Origin of the sequence: Listeria welshimeri serovar 6b str. SLCC5334 (genome assembly GCF_000060285.1) — a bacterium.
GTDB lineage: Bacteria > Bacillota > Bacilli > Lactobacillales > Listeriaceae > Listeria > Listeria welshimeri.
In genome coordinates this window covers 1605155-1627176 of the sequence record NC_008555.1, presented here as the reverse complement: position 1 = coordinate 1627176, position 22022 = coordinate 1605155, and the positions used below count along the sequence as shown (strand labels likewise).

At 36.0% G+C, this 22022-nt stretch carries 19 protein-coding genes, 2 pseudogenes and 1 other annotated feature; of the genes and pseudogenes, 16 read left to right on the top strand and 5 right to left on the bottom strand.

Annotated elements, in window-relative coordinates; translation table 11 throughout:
- Nucleotides 1–24 precede the first annotated feature (24 nt).
- Nucleotides 25–570 (top strand): peroxiredoxin, encoded by a 546-nt coding sequence (locus tag LWE_RS08155; protein WP_011702404.1) that lies wholly within the window; start codon nucleotides 25–27, stop codon nucleotides 568–570.
- A 39-nt stretch (nucleotides 571–609) separates the two neighbouring features.
- Here the strand turns inward: LWE_RS08155 and LWE_RS08150 are convergent, their stop codons facing one another.
- A complete protein-coding gene (locus LWE_RS08150) occupies nucleotides 610–1722 on the bottom strand; it encodes a M29 family aminopeptidase T (protein WP_011702403.1) in 1113 nt (370 codons plus the stop codon).
- Between the two features lie 259 nt (nucleotides 1723–1981).
- On the opposite strand from LWE_RS08150, the gene LWE_RS08145 reads away from it, so the two are divergent.
- On the top strand, nucleotides 1982–2437 hold the full coding sequence (locus LWE_RS08145) for a DUF948 domain-containing protein (protein WP_011702402.1): 456 nt from the start codon (nucleotides 1982–1984) through the stop codon (nucleotides 2435–2437).
- A 20-nt stretch (nucleotides 2438–2457) separates the two neighbouring features.
- Nucleotides 2458–2982, top strand: a complete 525-nt coding sequence (locus LWE_RS08140) for a YtxH domain-containing protein (RefSeq protein ID WP_011702401.1) — start codon at nucleotides 2458–2460, stop codon at nucleotides 2980–2982.
- A 64-nt stretch (nucleotides 2983–3046) separates the two neighbouring features.
- Here LWE_RS08140 and LWE_RS14435 read toward each other — a convergent pair.
- Nucleotides 3047–4449: pseudogene (locus tag LWE_RS14435) on the bottom strand (IS3 family transposase).
- 259 nt (nucleotides 4450–4708) lie between these two features.
- On the opposite strand from LWE_RS14435, the gene LWE_RS08125 reads away from it, so the two are divergent.
- The 5 genes and pseudogenes from LWE_RS08125 (at nucleotide 4709) to LWE_RS08105 (ending at nucleotide 9743) form a co-directional block, all read left to right on the top strand.
- Nucleotides 4709–5794, top strand: a complete 1086-nt coding sequence (locus LWE_RS08125; protein WP_011702398.1) for a bifunctional 3-deoxy-7-phosphoheptulonate synthase/chorismate mutase — start codon at nucleotides 4709–4711, stop codon at nucleotides 5792–5794.
- A gap of 234 nt (nucleotides 5795–6028) precedes the next feature.
- On the top strand, nucleotides 6029–7036 hold the full coding sequence (ccpA, locus tag LWE_RS08120) for a catabolite control protein A (protein WP_011702397.1): 1008 nt from the start codon (nucleotides 6029–6031) through the stop codon (nucleotides 7034–7036).
- Nucleotides 7037–7089: 53 nt separating this feature from the next.
- Nucleotides 7090–7297 (top strand) — a binding site (T-box leader).
- Between the two features lie 61 nt (nucleotides 7298–7358).
- Nucleotides 7359–8618 carry a tyrosine--tRNA ligase gene (gene tyrS, locus LWE_RS08115; protein WP_011702396.1) on the top strand — a complete coding sequence of 420 codons (1260 nt, stop codon included), beginning with the start codon at nucleotides 7359–7361 and terminating at the stop codon, nucleotides 8616–8618.
- A 186-nt stretch (nucleotides 8619–8804) separates the two neighbouring features.
- Nucleotides 8805–9516: pseudogene (locus LWE_RS08110) on the top strand (hypothetical protein).
- Between the two features lie 26 nt (nucleotides 9517–9542).
- Entirely contained in the window at nucleotides 9543–9743 is a 201-nt protein-coding gene (locus LWE_RS08105; RefSeq protein WP_011702394.1) for a hypothetical protein, read from the top strand.
- Nucleotides 9744–10017: 274 nt separating this feature from the next.
- Here the strand turns inward: LWE_RS08105 and rpsD are convergent, their stop codons facing one another.
- Nucleotides 10018–10620: a 30S ribosomal protein S4 gene (gene rpsD / locus LWE_RS08100; protein WP_003747954.1), complete on the bottom strand. Its 603-nt coding sequence runs from the start codon at nucleotides 10618–10620 to the stop codon at nucleotides 10018–10020.
- A 211-nt stretch (nucleotides 10621–10831) separates the two neighbouring features.
- Nucleotides 10832–11332: a GAF domain-containing protein gene (locus LWE_RS08095; RefSeq protein ID WP_011702393.1), complete on the bottom strand. Its 501-nt coding sequence runs from the start codon at nucleotides 11330–11332 to the stop codon at nucleotides 10832–10834.
- Between the two features lie 292 nt (nucleotides 11333–11624).
- Between LWE_RS08095 and ezrA the strand changes: the two genes are divergently transcribed.
- From ezrA to argF, 8 genes are all read left to right on the top strand, one after another.
- Nucleotides 11625–13340: a septation ring formation regulator EzrA gene (ezrA, locus tag LWE_RS08090; protein ID WP_011702392.1), complete on the top strand. Its 1716-nt coding sequence runs from the start codon at nucleotides 11625–11627 to the stop codon at nucleotides 13338–13340.
- A gap of 126 nt (nucleotides 13341–13466) precedes the next feature.
- Entirely contained in the window at nucleotides 13467–14606 is a 1140-nt protein-coding gene (locus LWE_RS08085) for a cysteine desulfurase family protein (RefSeq protein WP_011702391.1), read from the top strand.
- A gap of 1 nt (nucleotide 14607) precedes the next feature.
- Nucleotides 14608–15819 carry a tRNA uracil 4-sulfurtransferase ThiI gene (gene thiI, locus LWE_RS08080; protein WP_011702390.1) on the top strand — a complete coding sequence of 404 codons (1212 nt, stop codon included), beginning with the start codon at nucleotides 14608–14610 and terminating at the stop codon, nucleotides 15817–15819.
- Nucleotides 15820–15991: 172 nt separating this feature from the next.
- The gene (argC, locus tag LWE_RS08075; RefSeq protein ID WP_011702389.1) at nucleotides 15992–17023 is read left to right on the top strand and encodes an N-acetyl-gamma-glutamyl-phosphate reductase; all 1032 of its coding nucleotides are present in this window, start codon (nucleotides 15992–15994) and stop codon (nucleotides 17021–17023) included.
- Nucleotides 17024–17037: 14 nt separating this feature from the next.
- Nucleotides 17038–18234, top strand: a complete 1197-nt coding sequence (gene argJ / locus LWE_RS08070; protein WP_011702388.1) for a bifunctional glutamate N-acetyltransferase/amino-acid acetyltransferase ArgJ — start codon at nucleotides 17038–17040, stop codon at nucleotides 18232–18234.
- Nucleotides 18235–18246: 12 nt separating this feature from the next.
- Entirely contained in the window at nucleotides 18247–18999 is a 753-nt protein-coding gene (gene argB / locus LWE_RS08065; protein ID WP_011702387.1) for an acetylglutamate kinase, read from the top strand.
- Nucleotides 18996–20156: an acetylornithine transaminase gene (locus LWE_RS08060; protein ID WP_011702386.1), complete on the top strand. Its 1161-nt coding sequence runs from the start codon at nucleotides 18996–18998 to the stop codon at nucleotides 20154–20156. Before argB ends, LWE_RS08060 begins: the two co-directional genes overlap by 4 nt.
- Nucleotides 20153–21103, top strand: coding sequence for an ornithine carbamoyltransferase (gene argF / locus LWE_RS08055; protein WP_011702385.1), 951 nt, complete (start codon nucleotides 20153–20155; stop codon nucleotides 21101–21103). The genes LWE_RS08060 and argF overlap by 4 nt, the downstream gene beginning before the upstream one ends.
- A gap of 33 nt (nucleotides 21104–21136) precedes the next feature.
- Here the strand turns inward: argF and LWE_RS08050 are convergent, their stop codons facing one another.
- A complete protein-coding gene (locus tag LWE_RS08050; RefSeq protein ID WP_011702384.1) occupies nucleotides 21137–21940 on the bottom strand; it encodes an NAD kinase in 804 nt (267 codons plus the stop codon).
- Nucleotides 21941–22022: the final 82 nt, after the last annotated feature.

Below are 22022 nucleotides of genomic sequence, written 5' to 3'. Positions count from 1 at the left end.
ACATAGAATAATGGAGGGATAAAAGTGGCAGAACGTTTAGTAGGCACACAAGCTCCAAGATTTGAAATGGAAGCTGTTATGCCAAATCAGACTTTTGGAAAAGTAAGTCTAGAGAAAAATATAGAAGATGATAAATGGACAGTACTCTTTTTCTATCCAATGGACTTTACCTTTGTTTGTCCAACAGAAATCGTTGCAATTTCCGCTCGGACAGATGAATTCGATGCCTTAAATGCGCGTATAATTGGAGCTTCAACTGATACGATTCATTCCCATCTTGCATGGACGAATACACCTATCAAAGAAGGTGGAATTGGTAAATTAAACTATCCATTAGCGGCCGACACTAACCATCAAGTAGCAAGTGACTATGGGGTATTAATTGAAGAAGAGGGGGTTGCTTTACGCGGACTCTTCATTATCAATCCAAAAGGAGAAATCCAGTACGAAGTGGTGCATCATAACAATATTGGTCGTGAAGTTGATGAAGTTTTAAGAGTATTGCAGGCCTTGCAAACTGGTGGACTTTGCCCAATCAACTGGCAACCTGGTGAAAAAACAATTGTTTAAATGTAAAAGACGCTTAGGATCAGATCCTAAGCGTCTTTTTTATACTAGATTTTCTGGATTAAGAGGAGCTAATTCTGGAAGGACAAAAATGCCGTCTTTACGAATAAGAACATCATCAAAGTAAATTTCGCCACCGCCGTAATCAGCACGTTGAATATTTACTAAATCCCAGTGAATAGCCGACTGGTTACCATTGAAGGCTTCATCATAACATTGACCTGGAGTGAAATGGAAACTTCCTTCAATTTTTTCATCAAAAAGAATATCTTGCATTGGTTCGTGAATGAAAGGATTCACTCCAATAGCAAATTCACCAACAAAACGAGCGCCTTCATCTGTATCTAATACTTTATTAAGACGATCTGTATCATTTGCAGTTGCTTTAACGATTTTTCCATCTTTAAAAGTGAATGATACATTTTCAAAAGTAAAGCCTTGATACGGGGAAGGTGTATTATAAGTGAGTGTACCATTGATAGAGTCACGGACTGGAGCGGTAAATACTTCACCATCGGGAATATTCATTTCGCCAGCGCATTTAATTGCAGGAATATCTTTAATACTAAAAGTTAAATCTGTTCCAGGACCAATTAACTGGACTTTGTCGGTTTTATTCATAAGTTCAACTAAACCATCCATTGCGGTACTCATTTTACCATAATCTAAATTACATACATCAAAATAGAAATCTTCAAAACCAACTGTGCTCATTTTTGCAAGTTGCGCCATGGAGGAGCTTGGGTAACGAAGAACAACCCATTTTGTTTGTTTTACACGAATATCTGAATGCATTTTACCAACTGTTTCACCGTGGGTTTTTAATTTATCTGCTGGTACATCAGATGTTTCATTAATATTTTCTCCAGCTCGTAAGCCTATGTAAGCATCCATTTCTTTCATCACATTGCCTTCGAATTCAGCGATTTTTTCATATTGTGCTTTGTCAGCCCCAAGCATCATTGCACGGTCAATTTGTGGTTCTTTTAATGAAACAAACGGAAATCCGCCAGCTTTGTAAGCTTCTTCCACTAAAGCCATCACTAATTCTTTTTGAACACCAAAGTTCTCGATAAGTACTTTTTCACCAGCGCCAAGTTTGACGGAATAATTGATTAAATTATGTGCTAGTTTTTCGATTCTTACATCTCTCATATAGTTACCTCCTAAATTTTAACTAAAAATAGGCATAAAAAAAGAAGCCTGTATCCATTTTACTCTAAATCCTACTAAAAGCAACCTTCTACAACAAATTAACGTGTTTCTTTCTTATTAGTTTATTTTTCAGCAGTTACTTGCTAAAATGAAGCTAATACCTTTTCTTTTTTACATTTTGTACATAGATTTATTAGAGAAGAAAGTTTTAGAGGGAAATACTCAGGGTATAGAAAAAGGAATATGGAGGTGTGGATAGATGATAGTAATTTTGTATATTGCAGCACTCATTGCCGCAATTGCGCTTTTAGTTATTGCAATCTATTTGGGAAAAACATTAAAATCAACATCCCAAACAATGGATGAGGTAGCTAAATCGCTAGAAAAGATAACAGTAGAAGTACAAGGAATTACAGGCGAGTCACAAAAACTGCTTGATAAAACCAATACACTTCTAGAAGATGTAAATGGCAAAGTTGCAAAAGTTGATCCAGTATTTGATGCGGTTGGTGATATTGGCACGTCTTTACTAGGATTAAGTCAATCTGTTCGTGAACTTGCAACACTTGCAACAAACAAAGTAGAACATAATGAAGCGAGAATTTCTCAAGCTGTTTCAATTAGCAATTCGATTCTTTCATTCAGAGAAAAAATGAAAGCGAATAAAGCAGCGAAAGAAGCTGCAAAAGAAGCAGCAGAACAATCTAATTTCTAATATATTTGGAGGGATTTATAATGGCAGGAAAAGACGGTATTAATACAAAAGATTTTCTAATCGGTGGTTTAATTGGTGCGATCGTTGGTTCAGCGGCAGCACTTCTATTCGCACCTAAATCAGGTAAAGAATTACGTGGAGATTTAAATACACAAGTAGATACAATCAAAGAAAAAGGTAATCAATGGAAAGACGTTGCTTACGAAAAAGGTATCGAAATCAGTGGCGTAGCAAAAGGAACAAAAGATAAATTAGTTGACTCCGCTGGCGGTTTTGTGGATGTAGTAAAAGACAAATCAGGTAAATTAGCTGATACAGTTGCTAAACAAGGTAAAGCTGTAAAAGAAGTTGTTACTCAAAATAAAGAAGAAAATCAAGAAGCCGCAAAAGAAGCAGCAGAAACAGTAAAGAGTGAAGCGAAAAGCGTTGCGGATGATGTAGAAAAAGCAGCAGAAAAAGCAAAAAAAGAGTCAAAAAAAGCATTCGAACAAGGTAGCGATGAAGCGAAAAAAATTGCTGTTGATGCTAAAAAAGAAGTAAAATAATATTAATTGGAAAATGTAGTGACCCCCAAAAGTTGGACAATTTGTAGAGTGGATTTTTTCCACTCTATTTTTGTGCTATTAATAATTGATTTTTTCGAAATTCAATAGGGCTTTGCCAATGAAGTTTTTCTTTCATACGATATTGATTATAATAGTGAATATAATTTTTAATAGCTTGCTTCAGCTCATGGTAATTAGAATAAATCTTGCCATAATATATTTCTTGCTTGAGAAGACCGAAGAAATTCTCCATGGGAGAATTATCTAAACAATTTCCTTTTCGAGACATACTTTGAAAAATACGATGTTTTTTTAAGGCGGAACTATAAGCAGTCATTTGATAAGCCCAACCTTGATCTGAATGAAAAGTTCGGCGGTAAGGACAGTCACTCGTTTGCTTTATGGACTCTTCCAGGCCAGTCATAATTGCTTGAGCAGTAGGGCGTTCAGAGATAGTATAGCTAATAATTTCGCTGTTATACAAATCCATAAATGGATTTAGATACATTTTCTTCTGCCGAAGTATACCAGATGAATCTGTTTCAACATATTTAAACTCTGTCGTATCTGTGGTTATCTTTTGATGAGGTATAGCAGTATAAAAGTGTCTTTTTACGAGATTTTTAGCCGTTTTCCCTACATTTCCTCTATAGGAGTTATACTTTCGAGATTTACGGGTGAATGATTGGACTTGTAATCTCAATTTTTGAATTAAGCGTTGCACTTTCTTTTTATTTATTTGGAAGCCGCGACGTTTCAGTTCTTGTGTCATTCGTCTATAGCCATAATTAGGATGTGCTTGACGAATAGCTTTTAATTCATTCTCTACTTCTTCTGTCGGATTTTCTCTATTCAAATGCTTTTGCCAATACATATAGGTAGATTTAGGAAACCGAAGGGTTTCTAAGATTTCAGTTAATCGGAAGCGTCTTCGGAGGCTGTGAATGACTCGTGCAATTCGCTCATTTTGCGTTCGTCCTCTAAACGCAGCCTCCTCAACTCCTTTAAATAAGAGAGCTCTATTTTTAACATGCGATTCTCTTTCTCTAGCTTTTCAAGCTGAGTGAGGTTATCCTGTACAGATTTCTTTCTTTTTTTAGCATCCATTTTTGGTGGTCGTCCTTTCGTTTTGGAGAGCCCATCTACCCCGTCTTCCCGAAATTTTTTCATCCAACTAGCGATTAATGCAGGATTATTGAGACCAATTTGGTTAGCAATTTCACGATAGGATAGCTCCCTTGTTTGATATAACTCTATCGCATTTAACTTCGCTTGAAAAGAATAATGTGTATTTTTCTGCTTTCGTAAAAGTCCTTCCATACCGAATTGTTGATAAGCGTTCACCCATTTCTGAACTTGCTGCACCGTTTTAATACCATGTTTTTTCGCTAGATAGGTATAACCACCTTTCTTGCCAAGATATTCTTGCACTATCTTTAACTTCAATTCAGAACTATATTTTGCCATAAAAATACCGACCTCCAAAAGTTAGATTTTTGGTCTAACTTTCGGGGGTCGGTTCAAAACAGCCTTTCGGGGCTGTTTTTTTATATAAAAATACATAGGTGCTTGTAATTTTTTTAAAAACATGTTAACATTAATTTTACATTGTTCGCTTTAATGCTTAAAAGCGATTAAGTATAAAAGTGGATTCGTGACAAATCATCTGTTTTCCTCTATAATGGGAAATAATCTTGGAGCAGATTTTTAGAAGGGTGGAAGTAAAATGGTTAACACAAATTTAGAGGAACTTAGAACAGAGGTGGATCAATTAAATATTGATTTGCTGGAATTGATTAGTAAACGTGCTAATTTGGTACAAGAAATTGGTAAAATTAAAGGCACTCAAGGTTCACTTCGTTTTGATCCATTACGTGAAAGAGAAATGCTTAACACGATTCTTGCAGCAAATGAAGGTCCTTTTGAAGATAGTACAGTGCAAAAATTATTTAAAGAAATTTTTAAAGCTGGATTAGAGCTTCAAGAAGAAGATCATTCAAAAGCATTACTCGTTTCTAGAAAAAACAAACAAGAAGATACGATTGTTACTGTTAAGGGTGTACCGATTGGAAACGGGGAACCAGTATTTGTTTTTGGACCTTGTTCAGTGGAATCCTACGAACAGGTTGCTGCTGTTGCTGAATCTATTAAAGCTAAAGGGTTAAAACTTATTCGCGGTGGAGCATTTAAACCTCGTACTAGCCCATATGACTTCCAAGGATTAGGCTTAGAAGGCTTGAAAATTCTAAAACGTGTTTCAGATGAATATGGTTTAGCAGTTATTAGCGAAATTGTAACGCCAGCAGATATTGAAGTGGCGCTTGATTATGTAGATGTTATTCAAATTGGTGCAAGAAACATGCAAAACTTCGAGTTATTAAAAGCAGCTGGTCGTGTGGATAAACCGATTTTACTAAAACGTGGTTTATCTGCTACAATTGAAGAATTTATCGGTGCTGCTGAATATATTATGTCACAAGGTAATGGCAAAATTATACTATGTGAACGAGGTATTCGCACATATGAAAAAGCAACGAGAAATACACTAGATATTTCCGCTGTTCCGATTTTGAAAAAAGAAACGCATTTACCAGTTATGGTTGATGTAACGCATTCTACTGGACGAAAAGATCTATTACTTCCATGTGCTAAAGCTGCTCTAGCAATTGAAGCTGACGGCGTAATGGCAGAGGTTCATCCAGATCCAGCGGTTGCTTTATCAGATTCTGCGCAACAAATGGATATTCCAGAGTTTGAAGAATTTTGGAATGCCATCTTAGCTAGTAATTTAGTTCCTCATAAAATAAAATAAATGGAAAAACCTTGGTACGCCAAGGTTTTTTATTTTGATTAAATGTATCAATGTGTAAAAGGCATTGGAAACATAATTATAATGCCATTTTGATATGAAAATAAATGAAAATAAAAAGTGAAAACAATTGCATATCGAAAAAAGTTGTCGTATTATTAAAGGAAGGCTAGTTTGATTACGTTTCCAAATGGTGTATAGAGCCATTAAAATAATGAATATGGAGTGTGAATAGGGATGAATGTAACAATTTATGATGTTGCTCGTGAAGCGAACGTTTCTATGGCAACAGTATCGCGGGTAGTTAACGGTAATCCGAACGTTAAACCAGTAACACGAAAAAAAGTATTGGATGTTATTAATCAATTAGGCTATCGACCTAATGCTGTAGCTAGAGGTCTTGCCAGCAAACGTACGACTACTGTTGGTGTAATTATTCCTGACATTTCTAACGTGTTTTATGCAGAACTAGCACGTGGAATTGAAGATATTGCTACTATGTATAAATATAATATTATCCTTAGTAATTCGGACGAAAATGAGGATAAAGAACTTCAAGTATTAAATACGCTTCTTGGAAAACAAGTGGACGGTATTATTTATATGGGCGAACGTATTTCGGAACAATTGCAAGAAGAATTTGATCGTTCTCCAGCGCCGGTAGTTTTAGCGGGTGCAGTAGATATGGAAAATAAATTAGCTTCTGTCAATATTGATTACAAACAAGCGACAAAAGAAGCGGTGAAACGTTTTGTGAATAATGGTCATAAACAAATCGCTTTTGTAAGTGGTTCTCTAAACGAGCCTGTAAATCGTGAAATGAAATTGGCTGGTTATAAAGAAGCTCTTGAAGAAGCTGGTATTAAATACGAGGAAGACTACATTATTGAAGCAAAATATAACTACAATGCTGGTGTGAAAGTTTGGGCTGAACTAAGTGCTTTGACGAAGAAACCAAATGCAGTTGTTGTCGCTGATGATGAATTAGCTATTGGTATTTTGAATGCGGCACTGGATGCAGGCATTAAAGTACCAGAAGAACTTGAAGTAATGACAAGTAACAACACTAAATTAACATTAATGTCGCGTCCACAACTTTCTACAATTGTTCAACCTTTATATGATATTGGTGCAGTAGCAATGCGTTTACTAACAAAATTAATGACAAACGAAGAAGTAGACGAAAAAACAGTTATTCTTCCACATAGTGAAAAACTTCGTGGGACAACCAAAGAAAAAAAATAAGTTGACAGCATTTTTGACGGTATGTTATAAATGTAAGTATACTTTTCATATTGAAAATGACTATGAACGGACGAAGTAGTTGCTTATTCTTATTTTTAGAGAGCTAGTGGTTGGTGAAAACTAGTAGAGATAAGTAGTCGAATTACATCCCGGAGTCACGCTGCGCAGGAAAATGGTGCGGCCGGTGTTGAGCCGTTATTTTTTGAAGTAGGAGTTTTCCTAAAAGTAGGGTGGTACCACGTTAATTAATACGTCCCTTCGCTAAAGTTTTTTGGCGGAGGGGCGTTTTTTATGTCCAAAAATAAAAGGAGCTTGATTGAAAATGAATATTATTGATGAATTAGAGTGGCGCGGAGCTATTTACCAGCAAACAGATGAAGAAGGATTACGCAAATGGGTGGAAGAAAAACAGATTTCTTTGTACTGCGGGATTGATCCATCTGGAGATTCCATGCATATTGGTCATTTAATTCCATTTATGATTTTACGCCGTTTCCAAAATGCTGGGCACCGTCCGATTATTTTAGTTGGTGGAGCGACAGGAACGATAGGGGATCCAAGTGGTAAAAAAGAAGAGCGGAAGTTACAATCAATGGAACAAATTAGCAGAAATGTGGAAAGCTTACGTGTGCAGCTTGGGAAAATCTTTGACTTTGAGGGTGATTCCGCAGCTAGCATGGTAAATAACTATGATTGGACAAAAGATGTAAGCATTCTAGATTTCTTGCGTGATTATGGAAAAGAATTCAATGTAAATACAATGCTTTCCAAAGATATTGTTGCTAGTCGTTTAGAAGTAGGAATTTCTTTTACAGAGTTTGCTTACCAAATTTTACAAGCGATGGACTTTAATCATTTATATGAATTTAATGATTGTCGTTTGCAAATTGGTGGTAGTGACCAGTGGGGGAATATTACTGCTGGACTTGACTTGATTCGTAAAAAACAAGGTGAAAATGCCAAAGCTTTCGGGCTAACAATTCCACTATTAACTAAAGCAGATGGCACGAAATTTGGTAAATCAGAAGGTGGCGCGATTTGGTTAAATCCAGAGAAAACAACACCATATGAATTTTACCAATTTTGGATTAACACAGATGATCGGGATGTAGTGAAATACTTGAAATACTTTACATTTTTGACGGAAACAGAGATTGATGAATTAGCGAAAAAAGTGGAAGAAGAACCACATTTACGAGCTGCACAAAAAACATTAGCTGCTGAAATGACTAAATTTGTGCATAGTGAAGAAGCATTAGAACAAGCGCTTAAAATTTCAAAAGCATTATTCAGTGGAGATGTAACAGCTTTAACTGCGGATGAAATTGAACAAGGTTTCAAAGATGTTCCAACATTTGTCGCGGAAGACGCGGAAGTAAACTTAGTAGATTGGTTGGTATCACTTGGGATCGAGCCATCAAAACGCCAAGCTCGCGAAGATGTAACTAACGGAGCAATCTACATTAACGGTGAACGTCAGCAAAACGTAGAAAAAGTAATTGATGCAAGTGACCGGATTGAAAATAAATTTACAATTGTAAGACGTGGGAAGAAAAAATACTTCTTAGTTTCTTATAAATAAGAAGAAAAGCACTCGTTTTTAAAGGCGAGTGCTTTTTTTGTGCATAAAAAAACCCTACAATCACAACCGAAGTCATGAATTGTAAGGTTTTTATTATAATTAATTTAACAATTTTATATGAACGACTTGTAATTTAAATGTTATTAATATAATGTAAAAGATATATATAAATAATATAATAAAAAGTTGAATCTTACTAAAAAAGAAATAAAGGAAGAATCAGCATATTAGAAACAGCTAGTTGATGAACTGAAAAGTGCGGATGATAATGGGAAAAGATTGTTAAGGAGTATTTAGCCAGTAATGAGAATGCTATTGCTAATAAGATAGGTAATTCTGAAGATTCACCAGATTTATTGATGCATATATTATCAATGATACAGAAGTTATGCTAGACGCAACTGAAATGTCAAATGAAAACGAAGCGACATCAGAAGAGGAAAAGTTATTAAGAGAAGAAGATTCAAATGAATCTATCGTTTCAAGTATTAAAGATTTTGGTGAAACGGTTTTTTTTTGGTAAGAAAGTATATGCTGCTTCGTCAAAAACAGTATCAGCTCGACATACACGTACTGTGTATGCTAAGGTTTCAGGTAATAAATTGTTCACTGCTGGTATTGGCGCCAAGTTCACTTATAATGGTGCTAAGGTGACTGCACAAACTACAGAAAACTATGTTAAAGTGAATGGTATTTCTGGTGTTGTTTGGTCAGTGCATAATAAAAAAATGGTGTACAAAAACCGAGTATCAAGAAAAGAGTAGTATATCAACAAGCTACCGCTAAATCGGGCTTAAAATATAAAGGAAATGGACTTGTAGTGGAGGAGAAATATATTCGAGTAAATCTGGAATGTAATCATTTGGGCAAGGTGAGTAAGTCATCTGTAGTTCGATAAGTGCGTAGGAGAGGGAGAACAAATTAATGAAAAAAACTATTTTAATTGTAGCTATGTTACTTTTTATAATGCTTAGTTTTATGGATATTATGCTAATTAATGATGCGAATATATCAACTATTATTGGAGCTCTAATATTAGGTGCAATGCAAACAATAATTGTACTCGTGCCTATACTTATTATTATGTTGTTAGTGAAGTTGCTAAAGCGTCGTAGTACAAACTAAAGTGTAGTTGATAATACAAGAAAGAACATCCGAGTTGTAGTCCGCCTCTAAAGTTAGATTTTTTAATCTAACTTAGAGGCGTATTTTAATGGGTCCAATATGAGGATGATATAGAAAAAAGTATTGAATGCATATTTAAACGACAGTACCCTTCTGTTTATAACAGAATTTGGTCGTAGTTCTATTCAATATTTTTTTGGCGAGTGCTTTTTTGTGCATAAAAAAACCCTACAATCACAACCGAAGTCATGAATTGTAAGGTTTTTAGCTCTAATTAACGGCTGTAGAATTCTACGATAAATGCTTCGTTGATTTCAGCAGCAAGTTCAGAACGTTCTGGAATACGATTAAGTGAACCAGTAAGAGTTTCTGCATCGAAAGTTACGTACTCAGGCACGAAGCTTGAAACGTCTAGGCTTTCAGCGATTGCAGAGTTTTTAGCAGATTTTTCACGAACAGAGATCACTTGACCAACAGAAACTTGGTAAGAAGGGATATCTACGCGTTTGCCATCTACAGTAATGTGGCCATGGTTTACGAGTTGGCGAGCTGCACGACGAGTGCGAGCAAGACCAAGACGGTAAACGATGTTATCAAGGCGTTGTTCTAGTAAGATCATGAAGTTCTCACCATGTTTACCTTGTAATTTACCAGCTTTGTTGAACGTGTTTTTGAATTGACGTTCAGTTAATCCATACATATGACGCAATTTTTGCTTTTCAGCTTGTTGCAAACCATATTCTGAGATTTTTTTACGTTGAGTTGGGCCGTGTTGACCTGGAGCATACGGACGACGCTCTAATTCTTTACCTGTTCCAGAAAGTGAAATTCCTAAACGACGGGAAACTTTCCAGCTTGGACCTGTATAACGAGCCATAAGAGACTCCTCCTTTTATTTGTTTTTGGTATAAAACAAACGTGACGTAAAACCAAATCAGGGCAGTTTACCTTCATATACCATCACCATAGCAGCCGCCGGTTACGCGATATACCACAGAATTAAATCTGGGGGTAAACAACACACTCATTCATTTTACTCAAGCTGCATTTTACACATCTTCCAGTATAGTATAATTACTAGTGGCTTGTCAATTGATTTCGTTAGGTAATTCTAGCGTAATGGCATCACGAATTTTTTCTAACCACATTTGATCGACTTTATCAAAACGATTAAAGAGGGGACTATCAATATCAAGGACACCAAGTAACTGTTCATTTTTTACAATTGGTAAAACGATTTCTGAATTAGAGGCGGCATCACATGCGATATGTCCAGGGAAATCGTGGACATTTTCTACTATATAGGTTTTTTCTTCGGAGGCAGCAGAACCGCAAACGCCTTTACCGAGTGGAATACGAATACATGCAGGTAATCCTTGGAATGGACCGAGCACTAATTGGTTTGTTTCTTTTTCTAGTAAATAAAAGCCTACCCAATTAATATCAGAAAGTGCTTGATTTAATATAGAAGAAACATTGCTTAAATTTGCAATTAAATTTGGTTCGCCGGCAATCATTGCTTGCACTTGTTTAAAAGCAAGCGCATAATTTTCTTCTTTTGTACCAGTCATTTTTTGAATTTCAATCATTTTTTATCCCCACATTTCTTTTTGAATAATGTCTTTAGTATAGCATGAACGACAAGGGATTTCGGGAATTTTGTTTCATCAAAGAGCGGATTTTAACTACTTTGAATTTTTTTTCGCTAAACGCAAGTAATTCTAACCAAATCGTGGTAAAATAAAAGATGTGTATAATGAACTGAAAATGAGGAATAAAATATACTACATAAGGAAAGATGTACATAATTGAAACGATGTATGAGCAGCACTAAAATAGCTGTTTTTCTTTCACAAGTTAACGTTGATGGGAGGATTTTGGATGTACTACATGTTAATCGGCTTTATTATCGTAGTAATTGCAATTATTAGTGCAGGCTACATACTAAAAAGGAAACATTACCAAAGAATAAACGAGTTAGAAGAGACAAAGATTAAACTCAGAGAGCGGCCGGTTATTGACGAACTTTCAAAAGTGAAAAAATTAAAACTAACTGGACAAACAGAAGCGCTTTTTGAATCTTGGCGTTCATCCTGGGATGAGATTGAAACAAGATTATTTCCAGATTTAGAAGAAGTATTATTAGAAGCTGAAATGAACACAGATCGTTATAAATTCCGTTCTGCTACATATGTTGAAAATGATATTGAGCAAATGCTCGTTGTAATCGAGAAACAAATGGACCAAATTCTTGGCGGATTAAAAGAATTACTTATCAGTGAAGAGAAAAACGCCAAAGAAAGTCGGATGACAAAAGAAAAATTTGCGGAACTGCGTCGTGAAGTTTTAACGAGAGGGTTTAAACTAGGGGATACACTTCCTTATGTAGAAACCAAACTTGATGAACTTGCTGAAAACTTGAATCGTTATGACTTATTAACTGATCAAGGCGATCATTTAGAAGCTCGCGAAATTGTCTTAATTGTGCAGAAGGAAATGAAAGTTATCGAAGCACAAATGGAAAGAATTCCGTCTCTTCTTCATGAAACAGATACCATTTTACCAGAAGAAATGAACAAACTTCGTGCTGGTTATGAAGAAATGGTTCGTAAAGGTTATTATTTAGCACAGATGGAACTGGACAAAGAAATTACTCGCATGAAAACGCAAATCGACAAAATGAAACGAAATGTAATTAACCTTGATTTAGATGAAGCAGAACAAGGTATAGAAGAATTACATAACGAAATTGACTTGTTTTATGACACACTTGAGCATGAAGCAGAAGCTCGTCATTTTGTTAAAGAAAATCATAGTCCTACATCAGATAAATTACAACGTCAAAATACAGTATCAGATGCCTTAGCGGAACAAATTACTGAAGTAAAACAAACATATCATGTTGCTGAGGATGATTTAGCGGTTTATCTTAAAACTAGTGCCAAATTAAGTGAAGCGAAGGAAAACTTTGAACAATTAACTGCCCTTATTGCTAGTGGAGAAATTGCTTATTCAGCTGCGCAAGATACACTAAAAGAAATTGATGCAGCTTTAATTAGCATTGGTGCTGAACAAGATAAATTTGCGGAAGAATTACGTTCGCTTCGTAAAGATGAATTAGAAGCGCGTGATGATGCAGAACGAATGAGACGCGCCATTGTAACGCTTGACCGGAAGATGGAACGTGAACGCTTGCCGGGACTTCCTGAAGAGTATTTATCGCTTCGTGAGCATATGGGAGAATCTATTGATGCGCTGGAAAAGCGTTTAGAAGAAAAACCTTTAAACATGAAAGCTGTCACTCAAGATTGGCGCATTGCTGAAGAAGATTTAAATCATTTAACAGAAAAAGCGGAAGAAATGATGGAGAATGTTCGACTTGTGGAGCATGTAATCCAGTATGCAAATCGTTACCGTTTACGTAACAAGGAATTGGCAGATGAGCTAGTTCAAGCTGAAAATCATTTTTACAACGATTATCAATATAAAAAAGCACTTGAAATTGCTGTAACAGCACTTGAAAAAGTAGAAACCGGTGCATTTAAAAAAGTCGAAAAAGCTTATGAATCAAAAGTAAGTGTAGATGATATCGAATAAAGCCATAAAACAAGGATTTCTATTAGTACAATAGAAATCCTGTTTTTTTATGAAAATAGTAGTTGGAAAGTGTTGGAATTATGATAAAATGGAGAGTGGAATATTTGGGAGGAGAATCAATTTTTTATGATTTATTTCGATAATAGTGCGACAACTAAGCCAAATGATGCCGTGCTTGAAACATATACGAAAGTAGCTAGTAATTACTTTGCTAATCCATCTTCACTTCATCGTTTTGGGGCTAAATCTAAAGAATTGCTGGATACATCTAGAAAACAAATAGCCACTATGCTTGGCGTTTTATCAGAAGAAATTATTTTTACATCTGGTGGCTCAGAAGGGAACAATTTAGCAATAAAAGGGCTTGCTTATAGTTATAAAAATCGTGGAAATCATATTATTACTTCGCGTATCGAACATCCATCAGTGCGAATAGTAATGGAAGAATTGGAAAGTAACGGTTTTAGAGTAACCTATTTACAAGTAAATAAAAATGGTGTGATTGATTTAGAGGAATTAAAAGCTGCTTTAACAAAAGAAACGATTTTAATTTCAATTATGGGTGTAAATAATGAAGTGGGAAGTATTCAGCCTCTTCAAGAAATTGGTGAAACAATTGCTAATCGAGAACATACTTTCTTTCATGTTGATTTTGTTCAAGGTATTGGCAAGGTTCCTTTAGAAATCGGACAAATGGCGATTGATTTACTTACTTTTTCAGGGCATAAATTTCATGCTTTGCGTGGAACGGGAGTCCTTTTTAAAAAGAAAAATGTTCATTTGCATCCAGAAATTCTTGGTGGTGGTCAGGAAATGGGCTATCGTAGTGGAACAGAAAATTTAGCTGGAGGAGTTGCTTTGGCTAAAGCTTTAAGGTTAGCTCTGGAAAACGAACAAAATACCTCAGAATTAATCGAAATTCGCGATTATTTACTATCAGAAATTGCTTATATGCCAGATATGACCGTTCATACGAAAAAAAGTGTTGCCGCTCCGCATATCATTTGTTTTTCGGCAAAAGGTCATCGCGGGGAAGTCCTAGTTCATGCACTTGAAAAAGAAGATATTTACATTTCAACAACAAGCGCTTGTTCTTCTAAACAAAAATTGGCAAGTAGTACGTTGAAAGCAATGGGCGTAACAGATGAAGAGGCAACTGGTGCAGTAAGAGTGAGTCTCTCTTATGAAAATCGTTTGTCAGAGGCGAAAATTTTTATTCAAAAATTGCAAGAAATTATTGAAAATCTAAATAAAGTGGTGAAATAAATTGGAATTTGATCGTATATTAATTAGATATGGAGAATTATCTACTAAAGGAAAAAACAGAAAGCAATTTGTGACAAGGCTAGCGCATAATGTAAAACGGGCAATGAAAGATTTGCCAGAAGTGCGTATTCACGGAGAACGCGACCGGATGTACATTATTTTGAACGGGGAAGATCACAAGCTTGCAGAAGAACGTTTGAAACCAATTTTTGGCATTCAATCATTTAGTCCAGCTGTCCGAGTGAACTTAGAGCTAGATGAAGTAAAAAATGCGGCACTGGCCTTAGTTCAAGATGTTCACGAGCAAAATGGTACTTTTAAAGTAGCTGCAAGACGAAGCCACCGAGAGTTCCCACTTGATTCGAATGAAATAAATCAAGAAATCGGTGCTTATGTGTTGCAAAATATAGAAGATTTATCAGTAAATGTAAAAAATCCCGATGTGAAATTAACGATAGATGTACGAAAAGAAGGCGTGTTTTTGTCATGTCGAACAATTATTGGGGCAGCAGGTCTTCCAGTTGGTTCATCAGGTCGAGCAATGTTAATGCTATCTGGTGGAATTGATAGTCCAGTGGCGGGCTATTTAGCGCAAAAACGTGGTGTGGAAATTGAAGCGGTGCATTTTCATAGTCCACCTTACACAAGTGAACAGGCAAAACAAAAAGCAGTGGATCTTGCAGCAAAATTAGCAAAATATGGCGGCGAAGTGAAAATGCACATTGTTCCATTTACTGAGATTCAAGAAATGATTAAGCAGCAAATTCCTGAAAGTGTGATTATGACTGTTACACGTCGAATGATGCTTAAGATTACAGATGAACTTCGTCGTAAAAGAAATGGGTTAGCAATTGTTAATGGAGAAAGCTTGGGACAAGTTGCCAGTCAAACATTAGAAAGTATGCTAGCAATTAATGCAGTAACTACAACTCCAATTATCCGTCCAGTTGTTTCGATGGACAAAAATGAAATTATTCAAATAGCACAAAAAATTGATACTTATAATTTATCTGTCCAACCATTTGAAGATTGCTGTACAATTTTTACGCCACCTTCCCCTAAAACAAAACCGAAACTAGATAAAATCGAGCGTTATGAAAGTTTTACTGATTTTGATAGTTTAATAACGAAAGCATTAGATAATATTGAAACCATCACAGTTAACATTACGGAAAATACACAAGTGAAAGATGAATTTGCAGATTTATTTTAAGATAGGCCGTTTATCCTTTTATAGGGTAAACGGTTTTTTTGTATATTAAATACATAAAAACGTAATTAAGTGCATAAAATAGTTTTAATAACTAATAAAAAACCATTTGACTTTATAAATATACATGATTATAATGAAAAGTATCCTTTAATAATTAACGGGAGGGGTTAGAGTGAAAGTTTCCATCATTGGAGCGACGGGATATAGTGGGTTAGAGTTAATTCGTTTAATTCAACAGCATTCTTCTGTTGACATTGCAACGTTACATAGTTTTTCAAACCAAACTAACTTACTATCAAACTTGTATCCTCATCTAAAAAATTTAGAAGCTAGTCCTTTAGAAAAAATAAATCCAAAAGATATCATCGAAAAAAGTGAAACAGTTTTTCTTGCTACACCTTCTGGCATTTCAAAAGATATTGCCTTACCTTATATAGACGCAGGGCTAAATGTCATTGATTTATCCGGAGATTTTCGACTAAAGAATAGTCAGCTTTATGAAAAATGGTATGAGAAAAGTGCGCCACTAGAAAACTACTTAATGAGAGCGGAATATGGCTTAGCAGAATTTCGAGAGAATAAAGAATCAACTTTTATTGCTAATCCGGGATGTTATGCAACCGCGACATTGTTAGGGCTAGCGCCACTTGTGAAAAAGCAGTTAATTGAACCTACCTCTATTATTGTAGATGCTAAATCTGGTATATCTGGGGCAGGAAAAGTACCATCTACCAGCACTCATTTCACAGAAACAAATGAAAATATGACTCTATATAAAATGAATTCTCATCAACACATTCCGGAAATTATGCAGCAATTAACGAAATGGGATGAAAGTATCCCAGCAATCCAATTTTCTACTTCACTAATTCCGATCACAAGAGGAATCTTCACAACTATCTACGTAAGACCGAAAAAACCAATCGCTTGGGAAGAACTACATAAACTATATGAATCCACCTACGAAAATGCGCCATTTGTCCGCATCCAAAAAGAAAATGTTTATCCAACTGTCAAACAAGTAACTGCTTCTAACTACTGTGATATTGGACTTGCTTATAACGAGATAACAAACGTAATCACGATTGTTTCTGTGATTGATAATTTGGTCAAAGGAGCAGCTGGTCAAGCAATTCAAAATTTAAATATAATGGCGAATTTTGCTGAAAATGACGGATTAGGTTTTATTCCAGTCTATCCGTGAAAGGGGAAATTTAAATGGAACTTATTAAAGGGGATATCGCTTCGCCCAAAGGTTTTTATGCTGACGGTAAACATGCGGGGCTTAAAAGAAAAAGGAATGATATTGGGTGGATTTATTCAGAGGTTCCAGCTAATTCTGCTGCTGTTTATACGATGAACCAAATGCAAGCCGCACCCATTTTTGTAACAAAAGATTCTTTTAAAAATAACGCGAAGTTACAAGCAATTATCGTAAATAGCGGAAATGCTAATGCGTGTACAGGGAATCAAGGGATGTTAGATGCACTTTCCATGCGGGCGAAAACTGCTGAAAGACTAGAAATTCCACTTGATTCAGTCGCAGTTGCTTCGACAGGGATTATTGGCGATATGCTACCAATGGAAAAAATAATTGCTGGAATCAATATGCTAGAAAAACAAATGGGAAATGCAGCCAATTTTGAAGAAGCTATTTTAACGACAGATACTTTTCAAAAACAAATCAGTTTCCAAATTGAAATTGCTGGTAAAAAGATTACAATGTCAGGGGTCGCGAAAGGGTCGGGAATGATTCATCCGAATATGGCGACCATGCTTGCTTTTATTACGACAGATGCCGATATTCCAGCTGAATTATTGCAAAAATTATTAAAAGTTAAAGTAGACAAAACTTTCAATCAAATAACCGTAGATGGTGATACTTCTACGAATGATATGGTAGTTGTCATGGCAAATGGGTGTGCGAAAAATCCGCCACTTGAAGAAGGAACAGCTGAGTTTGAAAAATTTGCTGACATGTTTCAAGCGGTCACTGAACACCTTGCCAAAAGTATTGCGCGAGATGGTGAAGGCGCAACGAAACTCATCGAAGTCCAAGTAAATGGTGCAACAAAGAAAGAAGATGCAAGAATGATTGCTAAAAAAATTGTTTCTTCTAGTCTCGTAAAAACGGCGGCTTTTGGCGGAGATGGTAATTGGGGGCGTATTATTTGCGCTATTGGATATTCAGGTGGTCGATTTGCACCAGACAATATTACAATTAAAATCGGTGGTATAGAAATACTCCATCATAGCAGCCAAACAATTTTTAATCAAGAAGCGTTAGATGCCTACTTGGAAGAAGAACATATTGTTATTGAAGTGAATCTTCATATCGGTCTTGAGTCAGGGACAGCGTGGGGTTGTGACTTAAGTTACGATTATGTCAAAATCAATGCATGCTACCGAACGTAAGGAGGCGTAAGAATGGAAAATATAATAGTCATTAAACTAGGCGGCACAGCAAGTGATAATTTAACAGAAAATTTCTTCCAAAAAATTACGGAGTGGCAAGGTGCAGAAAAGAAAATAGTTCTTGTTCACGGTGGTGGTCATTATATAACAAAAATGATGGAGGCTCTGCAAATTCCTGTTGAAACTAAAAATGGTTTACGTATCACTAATCAACAAGCGCTAGAAGTTACAAAAATGGTCTTAATCGGTCAAGTGCAACCTACTATCACATCAGCTTTTCAAAAACGAGGCATTTCTGTTATAGGTTTGAACGCTGGGGATACAGGTTTACTGGAAGCGGAGCGATTGAATGATAGGGACTTAGGGCTCGTTGGTAAAATCACAAAAGTAAAAACCAATTTAATCGAACAATTGCTAGCTGGAAATATCATTACAGTCATCGCACCTCTTGGTATAGACAACACCTATAATTGGTTAAATGTCAATGCTGATACTGCAGCCTGTGAAGTAGCTAGCGCATTAAAGGCAGAAGCTCTTTACTTACTAACAGACGTCCCAGGTGTAAAAAACGAATCAGAAATTATCAGTGAAATTAATACCACAGAAATAAATAAATTACAAACATCTGGGGTTATAAAAGGTGGAATGATTCCTAAATTAGAAAGTGCTGCTTTTGCCGCTAAACATGGGGTTGGCCAAGTGATTATTACAGACTCTCTAGAAAATGCAGGAACAAAAATAAGAAGCAAGGTGGCGATTGGGTGAAACATGTTTTTCCGACTTATAATAGATTTCCCATTGATTTAGTCGAAGGAAAAGGGACTGTTGTGACAGATAAAGCGGGTAAAACATATCTTGATTTTACCAGTGGGATTGCAGTTTGTAACTTAGGACATTGCCCAGATAATGTGACAGAAGCACTTCAACTTCAAGTAGCGAATATTTGGCATACATCGAATTTATACGAATGTGCTTTACAAGAAAGCGTGGCAAAATTAATTACTGACGGGGACAATAAGCAAGTTTTCTTTTGTAATAGCGGAACAGAAGCTAATGAGGCTGCTCTTAAATTAGCAAGAAAATATACAGGTAAAGAGAAAATAATCACTTTTGAAAAATCTTTCCATGGCCGCACATTCGGTTCTATGTCAGCTACAGGACAAGCGAAAATTAATCAAGGTTTCGGAGGACTGGTTCCCGGATTTACATACGTACCTTACAATAATATAAAAGCTTTTCGAGAAGAATTAGATGAAAACACAGCTGCTGTCATGTTAGAAATTATTCAAGGGGAAGGTGGCGTAATCCCAGCAAATGCAGCATGGTTACTAGAAGTTCAAATGCTTTGCAAAAAAGTGGGCGCGCTATTAATTATTGATGAAGTCCAAACAGGGATGGGTCGAACAGGAACTCTTTATGGTTTTGAGCAAATTGGTTTAGATCCGGATATATTCACCTTAGCAAAAGGACTTGGAAATGGCTTGCCGATTGGAGCAATGGTTGGAAAAGTAAACTTAAGTAGCGCTTTTGGTGCAGGAAGCCATGGTTCTACTTTTGGAGGAAACAAACTGGCACTTGCTTGTGCAAAAGAGATTTTATTAACAATGAAGCAAGCGGGATTTCTCGAAGATGTAAATGCCAAAGCGGATTATTTCAGAAACTTGTTGGAAGAAGATGTGGAAGTATTAGATAATGTTTCAGCTGTTCGCGGCGAAGGTTTTCTTATAGGAATAGAACTGGAAAATACGGCAGAACCAGTTGTAAAGGAACTACGAGATAATGGGTTATTAATACTAACTGCTGGGCCAAATGTGCTTAGAATCTTGCCGCCTTTAACCGTTAGTTATGCAGAAATCGATCAAGCCGCTCATTTATTGAAAAACGTTTTGGAAAACCAATTGATTGGGAGTGAAGAGGGATGACAATGTATGCTAAAAATAATACAACTGGTAAAGATATGCTCAGTTTGCTTGAATGGAACAAAGAAGAATTGATAGATATTATTAAGTTAGCTGTCGCGATGAAGACGAATCCAGCTCATTATAGTCATATTTTAAGTGGGAAAATTTTAGGAATGATATTTGATAAACCTTCTACAAGAACACGGGTTTCTTTTGAGGCGGGAATTTTACAATTAGGTGGGCAAGCAATTGTGATGAGTTCCAAAGAATTGCAAATTGGTCGCGGGGAACCAATTAAAGATACGGCACATGTGATGTCAGAATATATTGATGCGATAATGATTCGGACGTTTAGTCATGAAAAAGTAGAAGAATTAGCACATCATGCGGCAATTCCGCTAATTAATGGCTTAACTGATTTACATCATCCATGTCAGGCGTTGGCAGATTTAATGACTATTTATGAATGGAAAGATCAGTTGGAAGGTATCAAATTAGCCTATATCGGTGATGGTAATAATGTGTGCCATTCATTACTTTTAGCTAGTGCGATGGTTGGTTTAGATATTCGCCTTGCGATGCCAAAAGGGTATGAGGTCGACGAAACAATTCTCGCTACTGCAAAAAAATTGGCAGACCAAAGTGGCGCTAATATTTTGATAACTGAGGACCCGAAAATGGCGGCTACAGATGCTGATTTTATTTACACTGATGTTTGGACAAGTATGGGCCAGGAGGATGAAAATGCAAAACGTTTGGCAGATTTTGGTAAAAAATACCAAGTGAATGCTGATTTAGTGAGTGTTGCAAAGCCGGATTATCATTTTTTACATTGTTTACCAGCACATCGGGAAGAAGAAGTGACAACGGAAATTATTGACGGAGAGCATTCGGTTATTTATCAACAAGCAGGAAATAGACTTCACGCACAAAAAGCATTACTAGCAGCTATTTTGGAAGCAAAATAAAAAGAGTCTGGCAGCTACGCCAGACTCTTTTTATTATAAGAAATTACGCTTAACTTTATCCCAGAAAGAATTTTTCGGAAGTTTGATAATATTGATAAAACGATCGCCTACTTCTAGGTTTACCTCATGAACATGTTGAATGCTAAGTGCTTCACTGTCCATTCCAATCATTGGGAACTCATTATTCCCTTCTTCAGACGCAATCTCAATACGTAGTTTACGTTTTGGACTAAGAATGAAAGAAGACCCTAGTGTACGGAATTTGTTATTGTTAATAGAAGCTAGTTCACTTACTTGCATAGATGGAAGAAGTGGATCCACGATAGAACCATTTACAGATTTATTATAAGCTGTACTTCCTGTTGGTGTGGAGATAACCATTCCATCGCCTCGGAACGTCTCAAAGTGAGAATCATTAATATAAAGATCTATTGTCAGGGTTCTGATAATAGAAGAACGAATATTAAATTCATTCAACACATAAAAAGCTTTAGTATTATTTACTGTACCGTAAATAGTTGGATAACGACGAACTAACCAACGATCTTCAATGGCAGCTTTAATGATTTCATCCAATTGATTAATATGGAAATCGCAATACTGACCTAATTGTTCTGTTAGCGCAATTCCTGCATATAAACAATCTTGACGGAAGCCGGTTTCTCTTACGGATTTAAGAAAAGCACCATCACCACCAATACTGATAATAACGTTTGCTTTTTGATAGTCATCAGTTAATTCATAACCATAATCAGTCGTAATTTTCTTTAGTTCTTTTGCTTTTGCATGTAGTTCTTCTGTTTTTCGATAGGAAAAATAAAAAATAGTTTTTGCCATGTTAGTTGTCCCTCCAGAATCCAATTTTAATCAACAAACTTATTATAACATGACTTAGAAGCAATTTCTTTCTTCATCTAGT